Source organism: Cellulosimicrobium sp. Marseille-Q4280 (assembly GCF_943181405.1).
GTDB lineage: Bacteria > Actinomycetota > Actinomycetes > Actinomycetales > Cellulomonadaceae > Cellulosimicrobium.
The window spans coordinates 567,711-588,996 of the sequence record NZ_CALPBY010000003.1 but is presented as its reverse complement, the minus strand read 5'-3'; the positions used below and the strand labels follow the sequence as shown (position 1 = coordinate 588,996).

18 protein-coding genes are annotated in these 21,286 nt (G+C 73.4%); 13 read left to right on the top strand and 5 right to left on the bottom strand.

What is annotated here, in order from left to right:
- The first annotated feature begins 70 nt into the window (after positions 1 to 70).
- Positions 71 to 1,126: a 3-isopropylmalate dehydrogenase gene (locus tag NFS20_RS10865; protein WP_251151777.1), complete on the top strand. Its 1,056-nt coding sequence runs from the start codon at positions 71 to 73 to the stop codon at positions 1,124 to 1,126.
- A 184-nt stretch (positions 1,127 to 1,310) separates the two neighbouring features.
- Positions 1,311 to 2,447, top strand: coding sequence for a branched-chain amino acid aminotransferase (locus NFS20_RS10860; protein ID WP_251151776.1), 1,137 nt, complete (start codon positions 1,311 to 1,313; stop codon positions 2,445 to 2,447).
- Positions 2,448 to 2,535: 88 nt separating this feature from the next.
- On the opposite strand, the gene NFS20_RS10855 is transcribed toward NFS20_RS10860, so the two are convergent.
- Entirely contained in the window at positions 2,536 to 3,135 is a 600-nt protein-coding gene (locus tag NFS20_RS10855; RefSeq protein WP_251151775.1) for a hypothetical protein, read from the bottom strand.
- Positions 3,136 to 3,488: 353 nt separating this feature from the next.
- Here NFS20_RS10855 and cimA point away from each other — a divergent pair, with 353 nt between their 5' ends.
- The 8 genes from cimA (at position 3,489) to murQ (ending at position 14,139) form a co-directional block, all read left to right on the top strand.
- Positions 3,489 to 5,147, top strand: a complete 1,659-nt coding sequence (gene cimA / locus NFS20_RS10850; RefSeq protein WP_251151774.1) for a citramalate synthase — start codon at positions 3,489 to 3,491, stop codon at positions 5,145 to 5,147.
- Between the two features lie 334 nt (positions 5,148 to 5,481).
- Positions 5,482 to 6,531 carry a lipoate-protein ligase LplAB gene (gene lplAB / locus NFS20_RS10845; protein ID WP_251151773.1) on the top strand — a complete coding sequence of 350 codons (1,050 nt, stop codon included), beginning with the start codon at positions 5,482 to 5,484 and terminating at the stop codon, positions 6,529 to 6,531.
- Between the two features lie 343 nt (positions 6,532 to 6,874).
- A complete protein-coding gene (locus NFS20_RS10840) occupies positions 6,875 to 8,185 on the top strand; it encodes a sugar ABC transporter substrate-binding protein (RefSeq protein WP_251151772.1) in 1,311 nt (436 codons plus the stop codon).
- Between the two features lie 108 nt (positions 8,186 to 8,293).
- Positions 8,294 to 9,298 (top strand): carbohydrate ABC transporter permease, encoded by a 1,005-nt coding sequence (locus tag NFS20_RS10835; RefSeq protein ID WP_251151771.1) that lies wholly within the window; start codon positions 8,294 to 8,296, stop codon positions 9,296 to 9,298.
- A gap of 131 nt (positions 9,299 to 9,429) precedes the next feature.
- A complete protein-coding gene (locus NFS20_RS10830) occupies positions 9,430 to 10,212 on the top strand; it encodes a carbohydrate ABC transporter permease (RefSeq protein WP_251151891.1) in 783 nt (260 codons plus the stop codon).
- Positions 10,209 to 11,912: a glycoside hydrolase family 3 N-terminal domain-containing protein gene (locus NFS20_RS10825; RefSeq protein WP_251151770.1), complete on the top strand. Its 1,704-nt coding sequence runs from the start codon at positions 10,209 to 10,211 to the stop codon at positions 11,910 to 11,912. The genes NFS20_RS10830 and NFS20_RS10825 overlap by 4 nt, the downstream gene beginning before the upstream one ends.
- Positions 11,909 to 13,192, top strand: a complete 1,284-nt coding sequence (locus NFS20_RS10820; protein ID WP_251151769.1) for an anhydro-N-acetylmuramic acid kinase — start codon at positions 11,909 to 11,911, stop codon at positions 13,190 to 13,192. Before NFS20_RS10825 ends, NFS20_RS10820 begins: the two co-directional genes overlap by 4 nt.
- Positions 13,189 to 14,139 (top strand): N-acetylmuramic acid 6-phosphate etherase, encoded by a 951-nt coding sequence (murQ, locus tag NFS20_RS10815; RefSeq protein WP_251151768.1) that lies wholly within the window; start codon positions 13,189 to 13,191, stop codon positions 14,137 to 14,139. Before NFS20_RS10820 ends, murQ begins: the two co-directional genes overlap by 4 nt.
- Before the next feature lie 23 nt (positions 14,140 to 14,162).
- Here murQ and NFS20_RS10810 read toward each other — a convergent pair whose 3' ends face one another.
- Entirely contained in the window at positions 14,163 to 14,927 is a 765-nt protein-coding gene (locus NFS20_RS10810) for a YggS family pyridoxal phosphate-dependent enzyme (RefSeq protein WP_251151767.1), read from the bottom strand.
- Positions 14,928 to 15,067: 140 nt separating this feature from the next.
- Here NFS20_RS10810 and NFS20_RS10805 point away from each other — a divergent pair, with 140 nt between their 5' ends.
- Positions 15,068 to 15,466, top strand: a complete 399-nt coding sequence (locus NFS20_RS10805) for a YccF domain-containing protein (protein WP_251151766.1) — start codon at positions 15,068 to 15,070, stop codon at positions 15,464 to 15,466.
- A gap of 69 nt (positions 15,467 to 15,535) precedes the next feature.
- Here NFS20_RS10805 and ybaK read toward each other — a convergent pair whose 3' ends face one another.
- Both ybaK and NFS20_RS10795 read right to left on the bottom strand, forming a co-directional pair.
- On the bottom strand, positions 15,536 to 16,039 hold the full coding sequence (gene ybaK / locus NFS20_RS10800) for a Cys-tRNA(Pro) deacylase (RefSeq protein WP_251151765.1): 504 nt from the start codon (positions 16,037 to 16,039) through the stop codon (positions 15,536 to 15,538).
- 35 nt (positions 16,040 to 16,074) lie between these two features.
- The gene (locus NFS20_RS10795; RefSeq protein ID WP_251151764.1) at positions 16,075 to 16,815 is read right to left on the bottom strand and encodes a VIT1/CCC1 transporter family protein; all 741 of its coding nucleotides are present in this window, start codon (positions 16,813 to 16,815) and stop codon (positions 16,075 to 16,077) included.
- Between the two features lie 63 nt (positions 16,816 to 16,878).
- Between NFS20_RS10795 and NFS20_RS10790 the strand changes: the two genes are divergently transcribed.
- Both NFS20_RS10790 and NFS20_RS10785 read left to right on the top strand, forming a co-directional pair.
- The gene (locus NFS20_RS10790) at positions 16,879 to 17,511 is read left to right on the top strand and encodes a GNAT family N-acetyltransferase (RefSeq protein ID WP_251151763.1); all 633 of its coding nucleotides are present in this window, start codon (positions 16,879 to 16,881) and stop codon (positions 17,509 to 17,511) included.
- Between the two features lie 103 nt (positions 17,512 to 17,614).
- A complete protein-coding gene (locus NFS20_RS10785; protein ID WP_251151762.1) occupies positions 17,615 to 18,496 on the top strand; it encodes a GNAT family N-acetyltransferase in 882 nt (293 codons plus the stop codon).
- Between the two features lie 74 nt (positions 18,497 to 18,570).
- Here NFS20_RS10785 and NFS20_RS10780 read toward each other — a convergent pair whose 3' ends face one another.
- Complete coding sequence (locus tag NFS20_RS10780) at positions 18,571 to 21,279, bottom strand: DEAD/DEAH box helicase (RefSeq protein ID WP_251151761.1); 2,709 nt, start codon at positions 21,277 to 21,279, stop codon at positions 18,571 to 18,573.
- Between the last annotated feature and the right edge of the window lie 7 nt (positions 21,280 to 21,286).

Here is a 21,286-nt window from a genome sequence, read left to right as displayed (position 1 = left end):
GTCGACGGGCGGTCGTCCGAGAGGTGAGACCAGCGTCCCGAGGGATGGTTGGCGGCGTAGGGTCGACGGCATGACGCGCACCATTGATCTGGCAGTCGTCGCCGGCGACGGCATCGGGACCGAGGTCGTCGAGCAGGGCCTCGCCGTGCTCGAGTCCGTGCTCACCGGTACGGACGTGAAGGTCACGACGACACCGTTCGACCTGGGTGCGCGGCGCTGGCACGCGACGGGGGAGACCCTGACGGATGCCGACCTCGAGGCGATCCGCGGCCACGACGCGATCCTCCTGGGGGCCATCGGCGACCCGAGCGTGCCGTCCGGTGTCCTCGAGCGCGGCCTCCTCCTCAAGCTGCGCTTCGCGCTCGACCACTACGTGAACCTGCGCCCGGGCAAGCTCTACCCGGGCGTGACGTCGCCGCTGGCCGACCCGGGCGAGATCGACTTCGTCGTCGTGCGCGAGGGGACCGAGGGCCCGTACGTCGGCAACGGCGGCGCGCTGCGCACCGGGACGCCCCACGAGATCGCGACCGAGGTGTCGGTCAACACCGCGTTCGGCGTCGAGCGCGTCGTCCGCGACGCGTTCGCCCGCGCCCAGGTACGTCCGCGCAAGCACCTCACGCTCGTGCACAAGCACAACGTGCTCGTGCACGCGGGCCACCTGTGGCGCCGCACCGTCGAGGCCGTGAACGCCGACTTCCCCGACGTGACGACCGACTACCTGCACGTCGACGCCGCGACGATCTTCCTCACCACGAACCCGTCGCGCTTCGACGTCATCGTCACGGACAACCTGTTCGGCGACATCCTCACCGACCAGGCCGCGGCGATCACCGGCGGCATCGGTCTCGCAGCGTCCGCGAACATCAACCCGGACCGCACCGCTCCGTCGATGTTCGAGCCGGTGCACGGGTCGGCGCCCGACATCGCCGGGCAGGGCAAGGCCGACCCGACCGCGACGGTCCTGTCCGTCGCCCTGCTCCTCGACCACCTCGGGCTCGCCGACGAGGCGAGGCGCGTCGAGGCAGCCGTCGCGGCCGACCTCGCCGACCGCGGTGCCGAGCGCAGCGGCCGAGTACGCTCGACGGCCGAGGTGGGCCGCGAGCTCGCCGCTCGCGTCGCCGGCTGAGCCCTCGACCGGTGCTGCGGCACCGGCGGACCAGTCCCACGCCTCGGTCGTCGTCACCCCGGACCGGAACCCCCACTCGTTCTGACCCGGTGACGCCGTCCCGACGTCGTGCTGCCCGCACCGGGCGAGCGGTCGTGGAAAACTAGGCGGAGACCACCCGGGTCGCCAGGTGAAAGGCCTCATGATGAGCACCCCGCTTGCAGCGCAGCACCAGCCGTCCTCCTCGACGGAAGACCTCATCGCCCTGTTCGACGTGCGTCGCTCCGACGCGCCCCGCCCGCCGGCGGAGCGCGAGGCCGCGATCGCCGCCCCCAAGTTCGGCACGGTCTTCACCGACCACATGGCGCGGATCAGCTGGAACTCCACCGACGGGTGGGTCGACCGGCGCATCGAGAAGTACGGTCCGCTGCAGATCGACCCGGCGACCGCCGTCCTGCACTACGGGCAGGAGATCTTCGAGGGCATGAAGGCGTACCGGCACGCCGACGGCTCCGTGTGGACGTTCCGCCCCGAGGCGAACGCCGCGCGGTTCGCGCGCTCGGCGCACCGCCTGGCGCTGCCCGCCCTCTCCGTGGACGACTTCGTCGGGTCCGTCACGGCGCTCGTGCGCACCGACGTCGAGTGGGTGCCCACGGGGGAGGAGGCGAGCCTGTACCTGCGCCCGTTCATGTACGCGTCGGAGGCGTTCCTCGGCGTGCGGCCATCGCTCGAGGCGGAGTACCTCGTCATCGCGTCGCCCGTCGGGCCGTACTTCTCGGGCGGCGTGAAGCCCGTGTCGATCTGGGTGGACCGCGAGTACAGCCGCGCGGGCGCGGGCGGGACCGGCGCCGCGAAGTGCGGGGGCAACTACGCCTCGAGCCTCCTGCCGCAGGTCGTCGCGCAGCAGCACGGGTGCGAGCAGGTGTGCTTCCTCGACGCGAGCACCCGAACCTTCCTCGAGGAGCTGGGCGGCATGAACGTGTTCGTCGTGCGCGCCGACGGGTCGGTGGAGACGCCCGAGCTCAGCGGCTCGATCCTCGAGGGCGTGACGCGCTCGTCGATCATCCAGCTCCTCACGGACCGCGGCCACGAGGTCGTCGAGCGACGGATCCCGCTGACCGACCTCCTCGCCGGCATCCGCGACGGGTCCGTCACCGAGGTGTTCGCGTGCGGGACGGCGGCGGTCATCACGCCGATCGGTCGCCTGGCCGGTTCCGACTTCGATGAGACCATCGCGGGCGGCGACGCCGGGCAGCTCACCCTCACCATCCGGACCGAGCTCACCGACATCCAGACGGGCCGCTCCGCCGACCGGCACGGCTGGCTGCGCCGCCTCGCCTGAGCCGTTCCGTCTTTCCGTTCGTGCCCGACGCCGGGGCGCACGTCCGCGTGGAGGTGCGCCCCGGCGTCGGGCACGTGGGGAGCAGCGGTCAGACGGCCGGGCGCCGCACGATGGTGCGCCCCGCGACCCCGGCGAGCAGCGACCACACGGCGATGCCGATCAGCAGGTTGATGAGGCCCGAGAGCGCCGCGGCGGTCACGTCGCTCGTCCAGGCGAACGGCAGGACGGCGATGACGACGATGACGAGCGCCATGATCCAGCCGAAGAACGCGCGCGGCCGCGGCGTGCTGAGGATGAGCAGGTGGAGCAGTCCGGCGGCGAGGATCGCGAGGATCGCGCCGTCGATCGCCCACGCCGCCTGCTGCGAACCGGTCGAGAAGAGATCGGGCGGCGGGACGAGCTCGATCGTGAAGATCCGCTCGAACACGATGACGCCGATCAGTCCGATGAGCGCGGCGACCAGAGCGGTCGCGGCGGCGCCCGCCCAGAAGCGCCCGGCCTCGACCGTGAGGCGTGGGTCGGCGGGGCTCACCGTCCGCTGCGGTTCGGGGAAGTCGGCGCGCGGGTCGTGCGTCGGGGGCAGCGCGGGGGGCTGGCCCGGCGCCGCGGCGGGCGGCTGGGCCGGCGGCTGCCCGTAGCGTCGGGTCTGGGGGTTCTGCGGGTCGTACCCGGGTGTCGGGTCGCTCATCGTCACTCCTCCGTCGGTCGCGTCGCGTCGCACCCGAGCCCGCAGGGATTGCCCACTGGGTGGACGCTCTCGTCCATCCTGTCGGACTGTGGCACGATGTGCCCTGTGACACACCTCGTCTCCCAGCTCATTATCGAGTAGCGCGTCCGGAAGCACTCACCGGACGCGCAGACCTCCCGCACCCTCGGGGGGTCTTTTTGTTGCCGGGCACCACCCCAGCCCGGCGACTCGGACGCCGGGCCCGTCGCCTCACGAGGGCTCGACCCGGCCTCCCGGGAGCGGTGTCGCACGGCACCCGGCGCCGCGCTGCGGCGCCGCCCGGCACCACACGACGAACGGCAGGAAGAAGCACCATGACCTCGGTGACGACCCCCGGGACCGACCCTCGCAGCGCCCGGGTCTTCCACGTCTACGACACGACGCTGCGCGACGGCGCCCAGCAGGAGGGCATGAACCTCTCCGTCGCGGACAAGCTCGCGATCGCCCCGCTGCTCGACGAGCTGGGCGTCGGGTTCGTCGAGGGCGGCTGGCCCGGCGCCGTGCCGAAGGACACCGAGTTCTTCCGCCGCGCCGCCAAGGAGCTGCACCTGCGGAACGCGGTGCTCGCCGCCTTCGGCGCCACGCGCAAGGCGGGGCTGCGCGCGTGGGACGACCCGCAGGTCCGCGCCCTGCTCGACTCGGAGGCGCCGGTCGTCACGCTCGTCGCCAAGTCCGACGTCCGGCACGTCGAGCGCGCCCTGCGCACGACCCCCGACGAGGGCCTCGCGATGATCACCGACACCGTGTCCTTCCTCGTGGGTGAGGGGCGCCGCGTCGTCGTGGACGCCGAGCACTTCTTCGACGGGTACCGGCACGACCCGGCGTTCACGCGCGCCGCGGTCCAGGCGTCGTTCGACGCGGGCGCTGAGGTCGTCGCGCTGTGCGACACCAACGGCGGGATGCTGCCCACCTGGGTCGGTGAGATCGTCGGCGAGCTCCGCGACGCCGTCGGGATCGCCCACGGGCGGGACGCGCTCCCGGGCGACCCGCTGCTCGGGATGCACGCGCACAACGACTCGGGCTGCGCCGTCGGGAACACGCTCGCCGCCGTCGAGGCCGGCGCCGCGCACGTCCAGGGCACCGTCAACGGCTACGGCGAGCGCACCGGGAACGTCGACCTGCTGACGGTCGTCGCGAACCTCGAGCTCAAGCACGGGCTGCGCACCCTCTCCGGCGACGGGCTCGAGGAGGCGACCCGCATCGCGCACGCCGTCTCGGAGATCACCAACATCTCGCCGTACGCGCGCCAGCCGTACGTCGGGGGCAGCGCGTTCGCGCACAAGGCCGGGCTGCACGCGAGCGCCATCAAGGTCGACCCGGACCTCTACCAGCACATCGACCCGACGGCCGTCGGCAACGACATCCGCATGCTCGTCTCCGACATGGCCGGGCGCGCGTCGATCGAGCTCAAGGGCCGCGAGCTCGGGTTCGACCTCTCGGGCCAGGGCGAGCTCCTCACGCGCGTGACCAACCGCGTCAAGGACGACGAGGCGAACGGCTACACCTACGAGGCCGCCGACGCGTCCTTCGAGCTCCTGCTGCGCGAGGAGATGACGGGCGAGCGGCCGGGCTACTTCCGCGTCGAGAGCTGGCGGACGATCATCGAGCGCACCGGTTCGCGCGGCACCGAGGCCACCGCCGAGGCGACTGTCAAGCTCCACGCCGGTGGCGAGCGCATCGTCACGACCGGCGAGGGCAACGGCCCGGTGAACGCCCTCGACCACGCGCTGCGCCTCGCGCTCACGCGCGTCTACCCGGAGATCGAGGCCTTCGAGCTGATCGACTTCAAGGTCCGGATCCTCGACACCGAGCAGGGCACCGACGCCATCACGCGCGTCCTCATCGAGACCACCGACGGCGCGTCGTCGTGGTCGACCGTCGGCGTCGGGCCGAACCTCATCGAGGCGGCGTGGGAGGCGTTGACGGACTCTGCGATCTTCGGGCTGGTGCATGCGGGGGTCGAACCCCGTTGAGCTCGGGGGCCTGAGGTAACCGCGGGAGGGCCTTCGCGGGTGGGTCTTCGCGGGTGATCCTCCGCGGGCGGGCCTCCGCGGGCGGGCCTCCGCGGGCGGGGTCGCGGGTCTACCATCCGGCCGCTCGTTCCTCGCGGCCTCCCGCCAGACCCGCCACGACCCGCGACCCCGCCCGCTCCGGCCCGCCCGCTCCGGCCCGCCCGCTCCGGCCCGCCCGCTCCGGCCCGCCCGCTCCGGCCCGCCCGCTCCGGCCCGCCCGCTCCGGCCCGCCCGCTCCGGCCCGCCCGCTCCGGCCCGCGGCCCGGGACTCGGGTGTCGGGCTTAGGCTGGGCGGGTGCGTGGTGAGTACAAGGTCCCCGGTGGCAAGCTCGTGGCGGTCGACGTCGAGGTGGAGGAGGGGCGGCTCGCCCGTGTCGCGGTGAGCGGCGACTTCTTCCTCGAGCCCGACGACGCGCTCGAGGACATCGACGGTGCGCTGACCGGGATGCCGGAGTCGGCGACCGTGTCGCAGCTCGCGAACGCGGTCCAGGGCGCGATCGGCGACGACGTGACGATGATCGGGTTCTCGCCCGAGGCCGTCGCGATCGCGGTCCGTCGCGCGCTGGGTCACGCGACGGGTTGGCACGACCACGAGTTCGAGGTGATCCACGAGGGGCCCGAGAGCCCGGCGATGCACCTCGCGCTCGACCAGGTGCTCACCGAGGAGCTGGACGCCGGTCGGCGCGGCCCGACCCTGCGGATCTGGGAGTGGGCGTCACCCGCCGTGATCATCGGGTCGTTCCAGTCGCTGCGCAACGAGGTCGACGCCGAGGGCGCCGAGCGGCACGGCGTCACCGTGGTGCGCCGCATCTCCGGCGGTGGTGCGATGTTCGTCGAGCCCGGCAACACGATTACGTACTCGCTCTACGTCCCGGCGTCGCTCGTCGAAGGGCTGAGCTTCGAGCGGTCGTACGCGTTCCTCGACGACTGGGTGCTCGGGGCGCTCGCCGACGTCGGCGTGGATGCGACGTACAAGCCACTCAACGACATCGCGTCGCCGGCGGGCAAGATCGCGGGAGCGGCGCAGAAGCGCCTGCGCGGGGGAGCGGTGCTCCACCACGTGACGATGGCGTACGACATCGACGCCGACAAGATGACCGAGGTGCTCCGCATCGGGCGCGAGAAACTGTCGGACAAGGGCACGAAGAGCGCGAACAAGCGGGTCGACCCCGTGCGCTCGCAGACGGGCATGGCGCGCGAGGACGTCATCGAGGCGTTCAAGGCGCACTTCCGCTCCCGGTACAGCACGGTCGAGGGCAAGGTCACGCCCGAGGAGCGCGCGCTGGCCGAGGACCTGGCCCGGACCAAGTTCTCGACGCCGGAGTGGACCGCGCGCGTGCCGTGACGCGCACCGAGGTTCCGCGCGTGGAACCTCGGTACTACGTCACCGGACTGCGGTACTACCTCGCGGGACCGCGGTACTACTTCGCGGGCTGCGGTACTACTTCGCCGACCGCGGTGCTACCTCGCGGGCACGGGCGGACCGCACGTGCCGGGGATTGTTAAGAACGTGCAACATCTGTGCGCCCGGCTTCCGTTCGTCGCGTGCTGGCAGTAATCTTCACGCATACGCTCACTGATGGAAGTAAGTTTCACGCCGCACGAGCCGCCTCGGCAGCGCGCGGCACATCAGGAGCACACGACCCGGCCGTCTCCCCAGCGGCCGACCAGAAAGGAAGTGTCACGGCATGCAGCGACGCAGCACGGTGGCCGTCACGGGCACCCTCCTCCTCGCACTCGGGCTGTCCGCGTGCGGCGGGTCGGACGGCGGCGGTGACGCGGACGGCTCCGCGGACTCCGGCTCCGGCGACTTCACGGGCGAGACCCTCACCGTCTGGATCATGGAGGGCACCAACCCCGACGCCGACGCGTTCTTCGACGAGGTGACGACCGCTTTCAAGGAAGAGACGGGCGCCGACCTCCAGATCGAGTTCCAGCCGTGGGCCAGCGCCCACGACAAGTTCACGACCTCCATCGCGGGCGGCACCACGCCCGACGTCGCCGAGGTCGGCACCACGTGGACCGGCGAGTTCGCCGAGGTCGGCGCCCTCGCGGACCTCACCGACCGGATCTCCGAGGCCGGCCTCGAGGACGACCTCGTGCCGGGCCTGCTCGAGTCGGCGACGCTCGACGGCGGCATCTACGGGATGCCGTGGTACGCGGGCGTCCGGTCGATCGTCTACCGCACGGACCTGTTCGAGGCCGCGGGCATCGAGCCGCCGACCTCGTGGGACGGGCTCGTCGAGGCGGCCGACGCGCTGAAGGCCGCGAACCCCGAGATCATCCCGTTCCCCGTCGCGGGCGACAGCCAGTACGGCGCGATGCCGTTCGTCTGGGGCGCGGGCGGCGACCTCGCGACGCAGGACGGCGACACCTGGACGTCGGAGATCAGCTCTCCCGCGTCGGTCGAGGGCCTCGAGTTCTACACGGGCCTCGCGACGGAGCACGACTTCTCGACCGCCGCCGCCACGACGTGGAAGGAGACCGACCTCCTCGCCGCGTTCGAGCAGGGTCAGGTCGGCATGATGATCTCCGGCTCGTGGACCCCGGGCAAGATCCTGGCCGACGTCCCCGAGATGGAGGGCAAGATCGGTGCCTTCCCGATCCCCGGTCAGACCGAGGGCCTGTCCGACTCCTTCCTCGGCGGCTCGCACCTCGGCGTCTTCGCGGAGAGCGACAAGCAGGACCTCGCCTGGGAGTTCGTCGAGATGATGTCGACGGGCGACTTCGCCGAGGAGTGGGGACAGCAGTCCGGCTACTTCCCGGGCCAGACGTCGCTGCTCGAGAACGTCATCGCCGAGGACGACCCGCTGGTGGCGCCCTTCGCCGAGCAGATGGTCGAGGCCGGCCGTTCCGTGCCGGTGACGCCGCTGTACGGCCAGATCCAGGGCAAGAAGACGCTCGAGACCATGCTGCAGTCGATCCTCTCGGGCAGCGCGAGCGTCCAGGAGGCAGCCGACACCGCGGCCGCCGACATGGACGAGACGTTCGGTTCCTGACCGGACGCGACCGACGCCGGGCCGCGGCGATCCCGCGGCCCGGCGCTCGACGCCCCGCCCGAACCCCTCCGCACGGCTGACGCGCCCGGACGACACGCAAGGACGACCATGGCAGACCTGAGAGCCGCTCCCGGCGCCTCGGTGGACCCGGCAGGACCGGGCGCACCGGCGCCGTCGGCCACCACCCCCACCCGCCCGCCGCGGCGCCGACCCGGACTCGGGCACCGGTCCGCCCTGCGACCCTGGCTGCTGCTCGGCCCGGCGCTGGTCGTGCTCGGCGTGCTGCTCCTGTGGCCGCTCGTGCGCGTCGTCCTGCTCTCGCTCCAGGACTACGGGCTGCGCCAGATCGCGAGCGGCGAGTCCAACTGGATCGGCCTGCAGAACTACGCCGACATCCTCGGCGACAGCTATCTGTGGACCGTCGTCCTGCCGAACACCGTGCTCTTCGCGCTCGCGTGCGTCGTGCTCACCGTGGTCCTCGGCACGGCGGTCGCGCTGTTCCTCAACACGCTCGGGCCGGTGTGGAGGGGTGTCGGCGCGACGGCGATCATGGTCGCATGGGCCGTGCCCGCGATCACCGGCACGTACGTGTGGATCTGGATCTTCGACCCGCTCAACGGACTCGTCGCGTCGGTCCTGGAGGGCGTCGGGGCGATCGAGCCCGGCACGGTCAACTGGTTCACCGAGCGCCTGTCGTTCTACGCGATCGCGACGCTCAACGTCGTGCACCACGGCTTCCCGTTCGTCGCGATCACCGTGCTCGCCGGTCTCATGACCATCCCGCACGAGCTGCACGAGGCCGCCAAGGTCGACGGTGCCTCGGCGTGGCGCCGCTTCTGGTCCATCACCGCGCCGATCCTGCGCCCGGTGTTCGCCGTCGTGACGATCCTGTCGACCATCTGGGACTTCAAGGTCTTCACGCAGATCTACCTCATGCCCGGCGGCAACGGCGGCAACAAGGACGTGTTCAACCTCGGCGTGTGGTCGTACATCGAGTCGTTCGCGCAGGGCAAGTACGGCATGGGCTCGGCGATCGCCGTGCTCCTCACGCTCATCCTGCTCGGCATCACGCTCGTGTACATGCGCACCCTGTTCAAGGAGGAGGAGCTGTGAGCGCCCCGACCCTCGACCGTGGCACGGCCCCCCACGGCGCCGGTAGCACCGACGGCCCGGGCGGGAGGACCCCGCAGGTCCTGCGCGCGCACCGCCGCCGCCCCGGCGCCGCCGGCGCGAAGACCGCCGGCATGGTCGCGCTGCTGCTGTTCTCGCTGTTCCCCGCGTACTGGATGTTCTCCTCGGCGATCGACCCCGAGGCCGCGACGCGCGGCGCCCGGCTCCTGCCGGCCGGCGTCACGTGGGACAACTTCCTCACGGTGATCGACGACGGCGGCTTCGGTCAGTACCTGCGCAACTCCGTGCTCGTCGCGGTCGGCACGGTGCTCGCGTCGTCGATCATCGCGCTGCTCGCGGCCGTCGCCGTGAGCCGCTTCCGCTTCCGGTTCCGCCGGTCGATGCTCGTCCTGATCCTCATGGTGCAGATGGTGCCGCTCGAGGCGCTGGTCATCCCGCTGTTCCTCCAGATGCGCACCCTCAACATGCTCAACTCGCTGCTCGGGCTGACGGTCGTCTACCTGGCGTTCGCCCTGCCGTTCGCGATCTGGACGCTGCGCGGGTTCGTCGCGGCCGTGCCGGTCGAGCTCGAGGAGGCCGCCTACCTCGACGGCGCGTCGTGGGGCCGGATGTTCTGGAAGATCCTCGTCCCGCTCGTCGCGCCCGGCGTCGTCGCGACGAGCGTCTTCTCCTTCATCACCGCGTGGAACGAGTTCATCTTCGCGCTGACCTTCCTGCAGCAGTCGAGCAAGTACACGGTGCCGATCGGCCTGCAGAAGTTCTTCGGCGAGAACACCACGGACTGGGGAGCGGTCATGGCCGCGTCGACGATCATCACCCTGCCCGTCCTGATCTTCTTCGTGCTCGTCCAGCGCAACCTGTCCTCGGGCCTCACCGCGGGCTCGGTGAAGGGATGAGCGCCCCGACCGCGGACGAGGTCGTCCGGGCCGTGAACGGCGTCCTCCTCCCGGGCTTCACCGGCACCCAGGAGCCGCCCGCGTGGCTCGTCGACGCCGCCGGGCACGGCCTGGCGGGCGTGCTCTACTTCGGCCACAACACGCCCGACGTCGCGACGACCGCCAGGCTCTCGGCGCGCCTCCGCGAGGTCGCGCCGGACCTGCTGATCGCCGTCGACGAGGAGGGCGGCGACGTGTCGCGGCTCGAGGCCGCGACGGGCTCCGGGATCCCCGGCAACGCGGCGCTCGGCGTGGTCGACGACGTCGCGCTGACCGAGACGGTCGGGCGTGCGCTCGGGCGCCTGCTCACCGCGACCGGCATCGACCTGGACCTCGCGCCCGACGTCGACGTGAACTCCGACCCCGACAACCCCGTCATCGGCGTGCGCTCGTTCGGTGCGGACCCCACGCTCGTCGCGCGGCACGGGGCAGCCTTCGTCCGCGGGCTGCACGCGGGCGGAGCGGGGGCGTGCGGCAAGCACTTCCCGGGGCACGGCGCGACGAACGTCGACTCGCACCTGTCCCTCCCGGTCGTCGACGCGAGCCTCGACGAGCTCCGCGCCCGCGACCTGCCGCCGTTCGCGGCGACCGTCGGAGCCGCGGTCGCGCCCGAGGAGCGGCTCGACGCGCTCATGACCGCGCACGTCGTGGTCCCGGCCCTCGGGGCGCTGCCCGGGACGCTCGAGCCCGCCGTGGCGGAGCTCGCCCGCTCGCTGGGGTTCGACGGGCCGATCGTCACGGACGCGCTCGACATGGGTGCGCTCGCGGCCTACGCGGGCGGTGCGGACGCCGGCTCTCGTGCCGGCACCGGCACCGGCCGGGCGGAAGAGACCGACGACGGACCGCACGACGTCGGCGAGGTCGCCGTCCGCGCGATCGAGGGCGGCGCCGACCTGCTCTGCCTCGGGACCACGGTGGGCCGTGACGACGAGACGCTGTTCCGGCAGGCGCAGGAAGCGCTCGTCGGCGCGGTCGCCTCGGGCCGCGTGACGCTCGACCGGCTGCGGACCTCCGCCGCCCGCACCGCCCGGGCGCTCGCCGCGACGCGCGCGCGCCAGGCGTCGTCCGGCGTGGTCTGCTCGCCCGAGGCCGCCCTCGCGGCGCTCGCGGACCTCGAGGCGGTGGGGGCGGCCGCCGCCGCTCATGCCGTCCGGGTCGTGGCCCGGCCGGCCACGGGCGGACCGCCGACGCTCCCGCTGACCGGTGTGCCCGACGTCGTCGACCTGCGCCTGCGGTTCGACCACGCCGCAGGACGCACCGCCCAGCACGTGCAGCGCGCACTGGACGAGGCGTTCGCCCCGGGGTCCGTGCTGCACCTGCGGCCCGCGGACGAGGACACGTGGTCGGGCGTCCTCGCCGACGTCACCGCCTCCGACCGGCCGCTCGTCGTCCTGACGAGGGAGCCGGTCACGGGGTCGGGGGAGCGAGCGCGTCTCGACGCGCTGCTCGCGGCGCGGCCGGAGCTGGTCGTCGTGCACACCGGGTTCCCGGGCGCCGTCGAGCAGTGGTTCGGCCGCCCCGGAGAAGGCGGCACCGTGCCTGCCGCGGTGGTGGTCGCGTGCGGCACCGGACGCGCCAACGCGCGGGCCGCCGTCGGGCTCCTCGCGGGACACGCGGCACCGGGCACGCTCGACCGCCCCGGCGCGGAGGTGACCCCGTGATCGTCCTCGGGCTGTCCTCCGGCACGTCGGTCGACGCGATCGACGCGGCCGCCGCCGACTTCTCGCTCGGTCCCGACGGCACGCTGCGCGTGCGCCCGCTCGGCCACACGGAGTACGCGTGGCCCCCAGCGTTGCGCGAGCGCATCCTCAAGGCGCTCCCGCCCGCCGCGGTCGACGTCGCGGAGGTCGCGCAGCTCGACACCCTCATCGGCCAGGAGCTCGGGCGCGCGGGGCGTCGCGCGATCGACGACGTCGCCGGCGGGGACGCGGACCTCGTCGCGTCGCACGGCCAGACCATCTACCACTGGGTGGTCGGGGCGAGGACGCGCGGGACGCTCCAGCTCGGCAGCGCCGCGTGGATCGCGGAGCACGTCAAGCGTCCCGTGATCAGCGACTTCCGCGTCGCGGACGTCGCTGCCGGCGGGCACGGTGCACCGCTCGTCAGCGTGCTCGACGCGCTGTGGCTCGGGAGCGACCCCGCCGACCAGGGCACCGGGCTGACCGCCGCGCTCAACCTCGGCGGCATCGCGAACGTCACGCTCGTCGGGCGCGTCGACGACCCCGTCACCGGCTGGGACACCGGACCCGGGAACTGCCTGCTCGATGTCGCCGTCGCCGCGCTCACCGACGGGCGTCTCGCGTACGACCGCGACGGCGCGCTCGCCGCGCAGGGCTCGGCCGACGGCGTGGCGCTCGCGGCGCTGCTCGACGACCCGTACTTCGCCGCGCCCGCGCCGAAGTCGACGGGGCGCGAGCTCTTCGACGCGACCTATGTCCAGCGGCGTCTCGCCGCGGTCCGACCCGACCTCACGGGACCTGACATCGTCGCGACGCTCACCGAGGTCACGGCTGTGAGCGTCGCCGACGCGCTCGCCGGCCACGACGTGCGTCGCGTCGTCGTCTCCGGTGGCGGCGCGCGCAACCCCGTCCTGCTCGACCGGCTGCGCGCCGCGCTGGATGCCCGGGTCGCCTCGGGCTGCACGGTCGTGACGGCTGACGCGCTCGGCCTGCCGGTCGACGCCAAGGAGGCCTACCTCTTCGCCCTGCTCGGCTTCCTGTCCGCGCACGGGCTGCCGGGCACGGCGCAGGGCGAGCACCGGCGTCGGGCGACGGGCGCACGGCGCGCCGTCGTGCTGGGTTCGCTCACGCCCGCGGGGCCGCTGCCGTGGCCCGCCGTGACGACGCCCGTGCGCCGGATGGTCCTCACCAGCTCGCCGCGGGCACTCGTCCCGCGGGATCCGGGCCCGACACCGGGACCGACGAAGGGAAGCACCCGATGACCGACCCCACGACGACCACCGAGGACTGGCACGACCTGCTGCGCCTCGCGTCGCCGACCGAGGAGCGCAACCCGCGCACCACGGACGTCGACCTGCTGCCGACTGCGGACGTCGTGCGCCGCATCACCGACGAGGACGCGACGGTTGCCGACGCGGTGCGCGCGCAGCGTGACCGGATCGCCGAGGCGGTCGACCTCGCGGTGGAGGCGCTGCGGGCCGGGGGACGCGTGCACTACGTGGGCTCCGGGACGTCGGGACGCCTCGGCGTGCTCGACGCGGTCGAGCTGCTGCCGACCTACGGCGTGGGAGAGGAGTGGTTCGTCGCGCACCTCGCGGGCGGCGTCGGCGCCATGATGCTCGCGGTCGAGGGGGCCGAGGACGACGTCGAGCTCGGCCGGCGCGACGTCGACGCGGTCGGCCCGCACGACGTCGTCGTCGGGCTCGCCGCGAGCGGCCGCACGCCCTACGTCCGGGGAGCCCTCGACGTCGCGCGGGAGCGCGGCGCCCGGACCGTGCTCGTCTCGGCCAACCCGCACGCGACGCTCGCGCCCGGCGTGGACGTCGCGATCCTCGTCGACACGGGTCCGGAGGTCGTCACCGGCTCGACGCGCATGAAGGCCGCGACCGCGCAGAAGCTCGTGCTCAACACCTTCTCGACGGCGACGATGATCCGGCTCGGCAAGACGTACTCGAACCTCATGATCGACGTGCGGCCGACGAACCAGAAGCTGCGCGCGCGCATCGTGCGCATGCTCGTCCAGGCGACGGGGCTCGAGCCCGAGGCGTGCGAGGACGTGCTGCACGCCGCCGACGGCGAGGTGCACGTCGCGCTCGTCATGCTGCTCGCCGGAGCGGACGTGGACGCGGCACGGGATGCGCTACGGGGCGACGGCGTCGCGGGCGTGCGCGACGCGCTCGCCCGGCTGGGCGCCCTCCCCGCGCGCTGACGTCCTGCGGCCGACCGCGCGTCCTACCGTGCCGTCTGCGGCGGGGTGGGGCGCGGGCCGAACACGGCCGTGCCGACGCGCACGATCGTCGCGCCCTCGGCGATCGCGACCTCCAGGTCGCCGCTCATGCCCATGGAGAGCTCCCGGGCGGTCGAGGTTCCCGGCGCACCCGAGCCGACGACGGCGTCCCGCACCTCGCGCAGGCGCGCGAACCCCGCCCGGACCACGTTCTTGTCCGGCGAGTTCGCGCCGATCGTCATGAGGCCCGTGAGCCGCAGCCCGGGGAGGGACGCGACGTCGTGCGCGAGGCGTGCGGCGTCGTCGGGCAGCACGCCGGACTTCGACGCCTCGCCCGACACGTTCACCTGGACCATGACGTCGAGCGTGCGGTCGTCGCGCGCACAGCGCGCGGACAGCGCCTCGGCGAGGGCGAGGGAGTCCACGCCCTCGACGCACGAGGCCGTGGCGAGCACCTGGTTCACCTTGTTGCGCTGCAGGTGACCGATCATGTGCACCTCCACGCGCCCGGCGGCGACGAGGTCGGCCACCTCCGGTGCCTTGGCCACGAGCTCCTGGACGCGGTTCTCGCCGACGAGGTCGACGCCCGCCTCGACGACGGCCCGGACGGCCTCGGCCGGCTGCGTCTTCGTCGCGACGAGGAGCCGGACGTCCGACGGCTCGCGCCCCGCCGCGCGGGCCGCCGCGTCGATCCGGGAACGTACCGCGGCGACGTTCCGCGCGACGCGCCCGGTGAGGTCGAGGGACGAGGAGGTGGCGGCGTCGGGCATGCGGCCAGTCTAGGTTTGGTGCCGCTCCCGTCCGTTGCCCGACCGTGACGCCGCCCCGTTCCGGACCGGCACTCGGCTCAGGGTCGGGACCAGGGGTCTCCCGGATCCCCGCGCGGGGCGTCGTGCGCGAGGATGGCCCCGTGAAGACCCTGCTCAACATCATCTGGCTCGTGCTCGCCGGCTTCTGGCTCGCCCTGGGCTATGTCGCCGCGGGCATCATCTGCTGCGTGCTCATCATCACGATCCCGTTCGGCATCGCCTCGTTCCGGATCGCCGGATATGCCCTGTGGCCGTTCGGGCGCACCGTCGTGGACAAGCCCACGGCCGGGGCGTGGTCGACCATCGGCAACGTCATCTGGGTGATCGTCGCGGGCATCTGGCTCGCGATCGGGCACGTGCTCACGGCGATCCCGCTGTTCGTGTCGATCATCGGCATCCCGCTGGGCATCGCGAACCTCAAGATGATCCCGGTCTCGCTGCTGCCGCTCGGCAAGGAGATCGTGCCGACCGACGCCCCGTTCGCGGCCTACGGCCGCTGACGCCCGCGCGAGGTAGAACGGCCGGTCGCGAGGTAGAGCACCCCGCGTTCTACCTCGCGACCGGAAGCCCTACCTCGCGACGGCAGCCGTGGTGCCGCCCGTCAGGCGGAGCAGGTCGGCGGGGGAGAGGCCGACGTCGAGGCCGCGCCGCCCGCCCGAGACGTAGACGACGTCGAACCCGAGAGCGCTCTCGTCGAGCACGGTGCGGTGGCGCTGCTTCTGCCCGAGCGGCGAGATCCCGCCCACGACGTACCCCGTCGCGCGCTCGGCCGCCGCGGGCTCGGCCATCGTCGCCTTCTTGCCGCCCGCGGCGTGGGCGAGCGCCTTGAGGTCGAGCTGCCGGTCGACCGGCACGATCCCGACGACGAGCGGCCCGCCGTCGACCGTCGCGAGGAGCGTCTTGAACACCTGCTCGGGCGCCGCGCCGATCGCAGCCGCGGCCTCCATCCCGTACGACAGGTCGCTCGACGGGTCGTGCTCGTACGGGTGCAGCGTGTACGTGACGCCCTCGCGCTCGAGGAGCGCGACGGCGGGCGTGCCGGCGTGCGCGGACGACTTCGACTTCTTGGCCACGGCCCGATTGTGCCGCAGCGAGGACGGCGGTGCCGCTAGACGTTCACGTCGACGAGCGAGCCGATCCCGTAGGTGACGGCCATCGCGAGCGCGCCGCCGACGACGGTCCGGACGGTGGCGCGACGGGTCGGGGCTCTGCCGAGCCGGGCGGACCCCCACCCCGTCAGGACGAGGGCCAGGACGACCGCGACGAACGTCACCGGGACGCGCCACGGCGTCGGCGCGAGGAGGACCGCCGCGAGCGGGAGCAGCCCGCCGACCGTGAACGAGGCGACGGAGGCGCCTGCTGCCTCCCAGGGGCTCGTCAGCTCGTCCGGGTCGAGGTGCAGCTCGGCGTCGGCGTGCGCGGCGAGCGCGTCGCGCTCCGTGAGCTGGACGGCCACCTCGCGCGCGAGGTCGGGCGTGAGCCCCTTTGCCTCGTAGAGACCGGCGAGCTCGTCGAGCTCCTGGTCGGGCATCTCGGCGAGCTCTCGCCGCTCCGTGGCGAGCAGCGCCCTCTCCGTGTCGCGCTGCGTGCTCACCGACACGTACTCGCCCGCGGCCATCGACAGCGCCCCGGCCAGCAGCGCTGCGCCGCCGGCCGTCGCGATGACCGGGACCGACGTGCTCGTCGCCGCGACCCCCACGACGACGCCGGCGGTCGACACGATCCCGTCGTTCGCCCCGAGCACCCCGGCGCGCAGGCGGTTGAGCCGGCTGCCGGTGCTCTCCCGGTCGTGCGGCTCGCCGGGGTGCGGGATGCCGCTGTCGGCACCGGGGGGTGCGACGTCGTCCATGAGGCCCACGGTAGGCGCGGTGCCACCGGGCCCGTGGGGGACGCGCGGCGTAGCGTCGACCTCGTGAGCAGAGCGACCGTGCCGCAGGGTGTCGTCGAGGTGCGCCCCGCGAACGAGGCGAGCTGGGACGACCTCGTCGCCGTGTTCGGCGACCGCGGCTACCCGGCGGTGTGCTGGTGCCAGCGCCAGGTGCTCGGCGACCGGGTCTGGTACGGGACACCGCCCGAGGAGCGCGCGCGCCTGCTCCACGAGCAGACGAGCTGCGGTGATCCCGACGCGCCCGCGACGAGCGGCCTCGTCGCCTACCTCGACGGCGAGCCCGCAGGGTGGGTCGCGGTCGGGCCGCGGCCGTCGTACCGGCGCCTGCGCGGGAGCCCGGTGCCGTGGAAGGGCCGCCCGGTGGGCAGCGAGCAGGACAAGGACGACGACGACGTGTGGGCGGTCGCGTGCTTCGTGGTCCGGGCGGGTTTCCGCGGGCTCGGGCTCACGTACGACCTCGCGCGTGCCGCCGTCGGCTTCGCGCGCGAGCACGGTGCAGCAGCGATCGAGGGGTACCCGATCCTCGAGCCGTCCGGCGCGCCCGTCACCTGGGGCGAGAACTCCGTCGGCAGCGTCCAGGCGTTCCGCGCCGCAGGCCTCGAGGAGGTCGCGCGCCCGACGACGCGGCGCCGGGTCATGCGCCTCGACCTGGGCTGAGCGAGGCGGTGCGGCCGGGCGGCCGGGCGACCCGTGACGCCGTGTCCGCCGGCTCGGGAAAAACAGGGCGCGAGCGGACGTCGTCCTGGTGTGTGATCGAGCCATGGCGATCGTGACGAGCACCCCTGACGTCGCCGGCCTCCGTGAGGTGGTCGACGTCCTGCGGTCGTGGCAGGACGACGCCGCGCCGTTCCAGCTGCACCCCGGCGACCTCGGGTGGTTCTGGCGGTTCGGGGCCGACGCGACGGCCGAGGCCGTCCGGACGTGGCGCCGGGGCGATCGGGTGGTTGCCGTCGGGCTGCTCGACGGCCCGGACCTGGTCCGCGTGGCGGTCGCTCCCGACGCGCTGGGGGACGTGGCGCTGGCCGAGAGGCTCGTCGAGGACGTGGCGCACCCCGCGCGCGGCGTGCTCGGCGAGGGAGCGGCGTCCGTCGAGGCACCCGTCGGGGCGCTGGTCGACGCGCACCTGGCCGCCGCCGGATGGCGTGCCGACGAGCCGTGGGCGGTGCTGCGCCGGGATCTCGCCGCGCCGGTGGAGGACCCGGGGATCCGGGTGCAGGACGTGGGTCCGGACGAGGCGTCCGAGTGGACCGAGGTGCTGCGCGCCTCGTTCGACGGGTCGACGTCCACGGACGAGCGCTGGCACGCGATGGCGGCCGGGCTGCCCTTCACCGACGCACGGTGCCTCGTCGGGTACGACGCCCCGGGGTCGGCGGTGGCGGTCGTGGCGGTGTGGTCGGCCGGCCCCGGTCGGCCCGGTCTGGTCGAGCCGATGGGCGTGCACCGCGACCACCGCGGCCACGGCTACGGCCGGGCGGTGACGACGGCAGCGGCGGTCGCCCTCCGCGGGCTGGGCGCGTCGAGCGCCGTCGTGGCGACCCCGAGCTCCAACCTCGCTGCCGTCGCGACCTACGAGTCCGCCGGGTTCCGCCGCCTGCCCGAGCGGCGGGACCGTCGCCGTGACGACGGTGCGGAACCGACGTGACGGCCGTGCAGGTCTTCGGTGGACGCGGGCTGCTGCCCGTCGCGCAGGAGTAGCGAGAGCGCTCGGGCGCCTCTCTACAGAGGGCCGACCGCCAGGACCGTGATCACGGGTGTGCCGGCCTCGTCGCTCGCCGCGAGGTCGACCGACGCCGTGATCGCCCAGTCGTGGTCGCCCGCCGGGTCGTCGAGCACCTGTCGCACGAGCCACGTGCCCGCCGGGACGACGCCGCCGGGCGCGTGGTCCGTCGTCGGGCCCTCGTGGCCCGCGGGGACCTCGCCACCCGCCTCGACGACCTGGAACAGCGCGGCCGCGCGGGCGCTCGGGCCGATGCCGACCGCGTCGTCGCCCTGCGCGTCGAAGAGCGGGTCGAGCGCGTCGCCCCACGCGTCGGCGTCCCAGCCGCTCGCGCCGTCGAGCGCGGCGAGCGCCCGGTAGTCCTCGCGCGCGGCGAGCTCGACGCGGCGGAACATCGCGTTGCGCACGAGCCGGCGGAACGCGCGCGGGTTGCCGGTGACGGGCCGGGCCGGGGCCTCCTCACCCGTCCCGGAGAGCGGGCCGTCCCCCACGAGGTCGTCGGCGTCGTCGTCGACCGGCCGCGACAGCCGCTCCCACTCGTCGAGCAGCGACGAGTCGGTGCCGCGCACGAGCTCGCCGAGCCACTCGACGATCTCGTGCACGTCCTCGGTGCGGTGCTCCTCGGGCACCACCTGGCGCAGCGCCCGGTAGGCGTCGGCGAGGTAGCGCAGCACGACGCCCTCGGTGCGCTCGAGCCCGTAGACGGACACGAACTCGGTGAACGTCATGGCGCGCTCGACCATGTCGCGCACGACCGACTTCGGCGAGAGCTCCGCGTCGGCGACCCACGGGTTCGACCGCTTGTACATCGCGAAGGCCGGCGCGAGCAGCTCCTCGAGCGGCTTCGGCCACGTGATCTCCTCGAGCAGCGCCATGCGCTCCTCGTACTCGTAGCCCTCGGCCTTCATCGCGGCGACCGCCTCGCCCTTCGCGGCGTTCTGCTGCGCGTAGAGCACCTGGCGCGGGTCGTCGAGCGTCGCCTCGATCACGGACACGACGTCGAGCGCGTGGCCCGCGCTCGCGACGTCGAGCAGGTCGAGCGCCGCGAGCGCGAAGGGGGAGAGCGGCTGGTTGAGCGCGAACTCGCGCGGGACGTCGATCGTCAGCCGCACGCTCGGCCGGTAGCCCGCCGGTCGCGAGGCGTCCGGGACGCGCACGCGCTCGACGATCCCCGCGACGCGCAGCGAGCGGTAGACGCGGAACGTCTGGCGCACGTGCTCGCGCCGCTGGGACTCGGAGTCGTGGTTCGCGAGGAGGAGGTGCTCCATCGCGGCGACCGGGTCCTCGCCGTGCTGCGAGCGCGCCAGGACGTTGAGGACCATCGCGTGCGTGACGCGGAAGTGGCTCGTCAGCGGCTCGGGGTCGGCGTCGCGCAGGCGCTCGAACGTCGCGTCGGTCCAGTTCACCGACCCCTGCGGCGCCTTCTTGCGGACGATCTTCTTGAGCTTCTTCGGGTCGTCGCCGGCCTTGGCGAGCATCTTGCGGTTCTCGACGACGTGCTCGGGTGCCATGACGAGCACCTCGCCGACGGTGTCGTAGCCGGCGCGCCCCGCCCGGCCGGCGATCTGGTGGAACTCGCGTGCGGTGAGGTGGCGCATGCGCTCGCCGTCGAACTTCACGAGGCTCGTGAGCAGGACCGTGCGGATGGGCACGTTGATGCCGACGCCGAGCGTGTCCGTGCCGCACACGACCTTGAGCAGCCCCGACTGCGTGAGGCGCTCGACGAGGCGGCGGTACTTCGGCAGCATGCCCGCGTGGTGCACGCCGACGCCGTGCCGCAGGAACTTGCTCAGCGTCTTGCCGAAGCCCGTGCCGAAGCGGAAGTCGCCGAGCTCCGCGGCGATCGCGTCCTTCTCCGCCCGCGACGCGACGTTCATCGACAGCAGCGACTGCGCCCGCTCGACCGCGTCCTTCTGCGTGAAGTGCACGACGTACACCGGGGAGCGGCGCGTCGTCACGAGCTCCTCGATGACCTCGGTGAGCGGCTCGACGACGTAGGAGAAGTGCAGGGGCACCGGACGCTCGGCCGTCGTGACCTCGGCGACCGGCCGCCCGGTGCGCTCCTCGATCTCCTCGACGAAGCGCGACGTGTCGCCGAGCGTCGCGGACATGAGGAGGAACTGGGTGCCCGTCAGCTCGAGCAGCGGCACCTGCCACGCCCAGCCGCGCTGCGGGTCGGCGTAGAAGTGGAACTCGTCCATGACGACCTGGGAGATCGCGTGGTCGTCCGCGCCGGGCCGGCCACCGGCGTCCCCCGCGCCGCGGCGCAGTGCCAGGTTGGCGAGGATCTCGGCGGTGCAGCAGATGATCGGGGCGTCGGGGTTCACCGCGGAGTCGCCCGTCATCATGCCGACGTTCTTCGACCCGAACGCCGCGACGAGCGCGAAGAACTTCTCGCTGACGAGCGCCTTGAGCGGTGCGGTGTAGTACGTGCGACCGCCGCGGCCCGAGCGGTGCGCGGCGAGCGCGGCGAACTGCGCGCCCATCGCGACGAGCGACTTCCCCGAGCCCGTGGGCGTCGCGAGGATGACGTGCGACCCCGACACGAGCTCGATGAGCGCCTCGCTCTGGTGCGGGTACAGGTCGAGGCCCTGCTCCGTCGCCCACGTCGTGAAGCCCTCGTACAGGGCGTCCGGGTCGGGCGCGGCGCCGGTGGGAGCGGGGACGTGCGCGAGCAGGGAGGGGGTGCGGCCGGTCGTGGTGGTCACGGGTCGA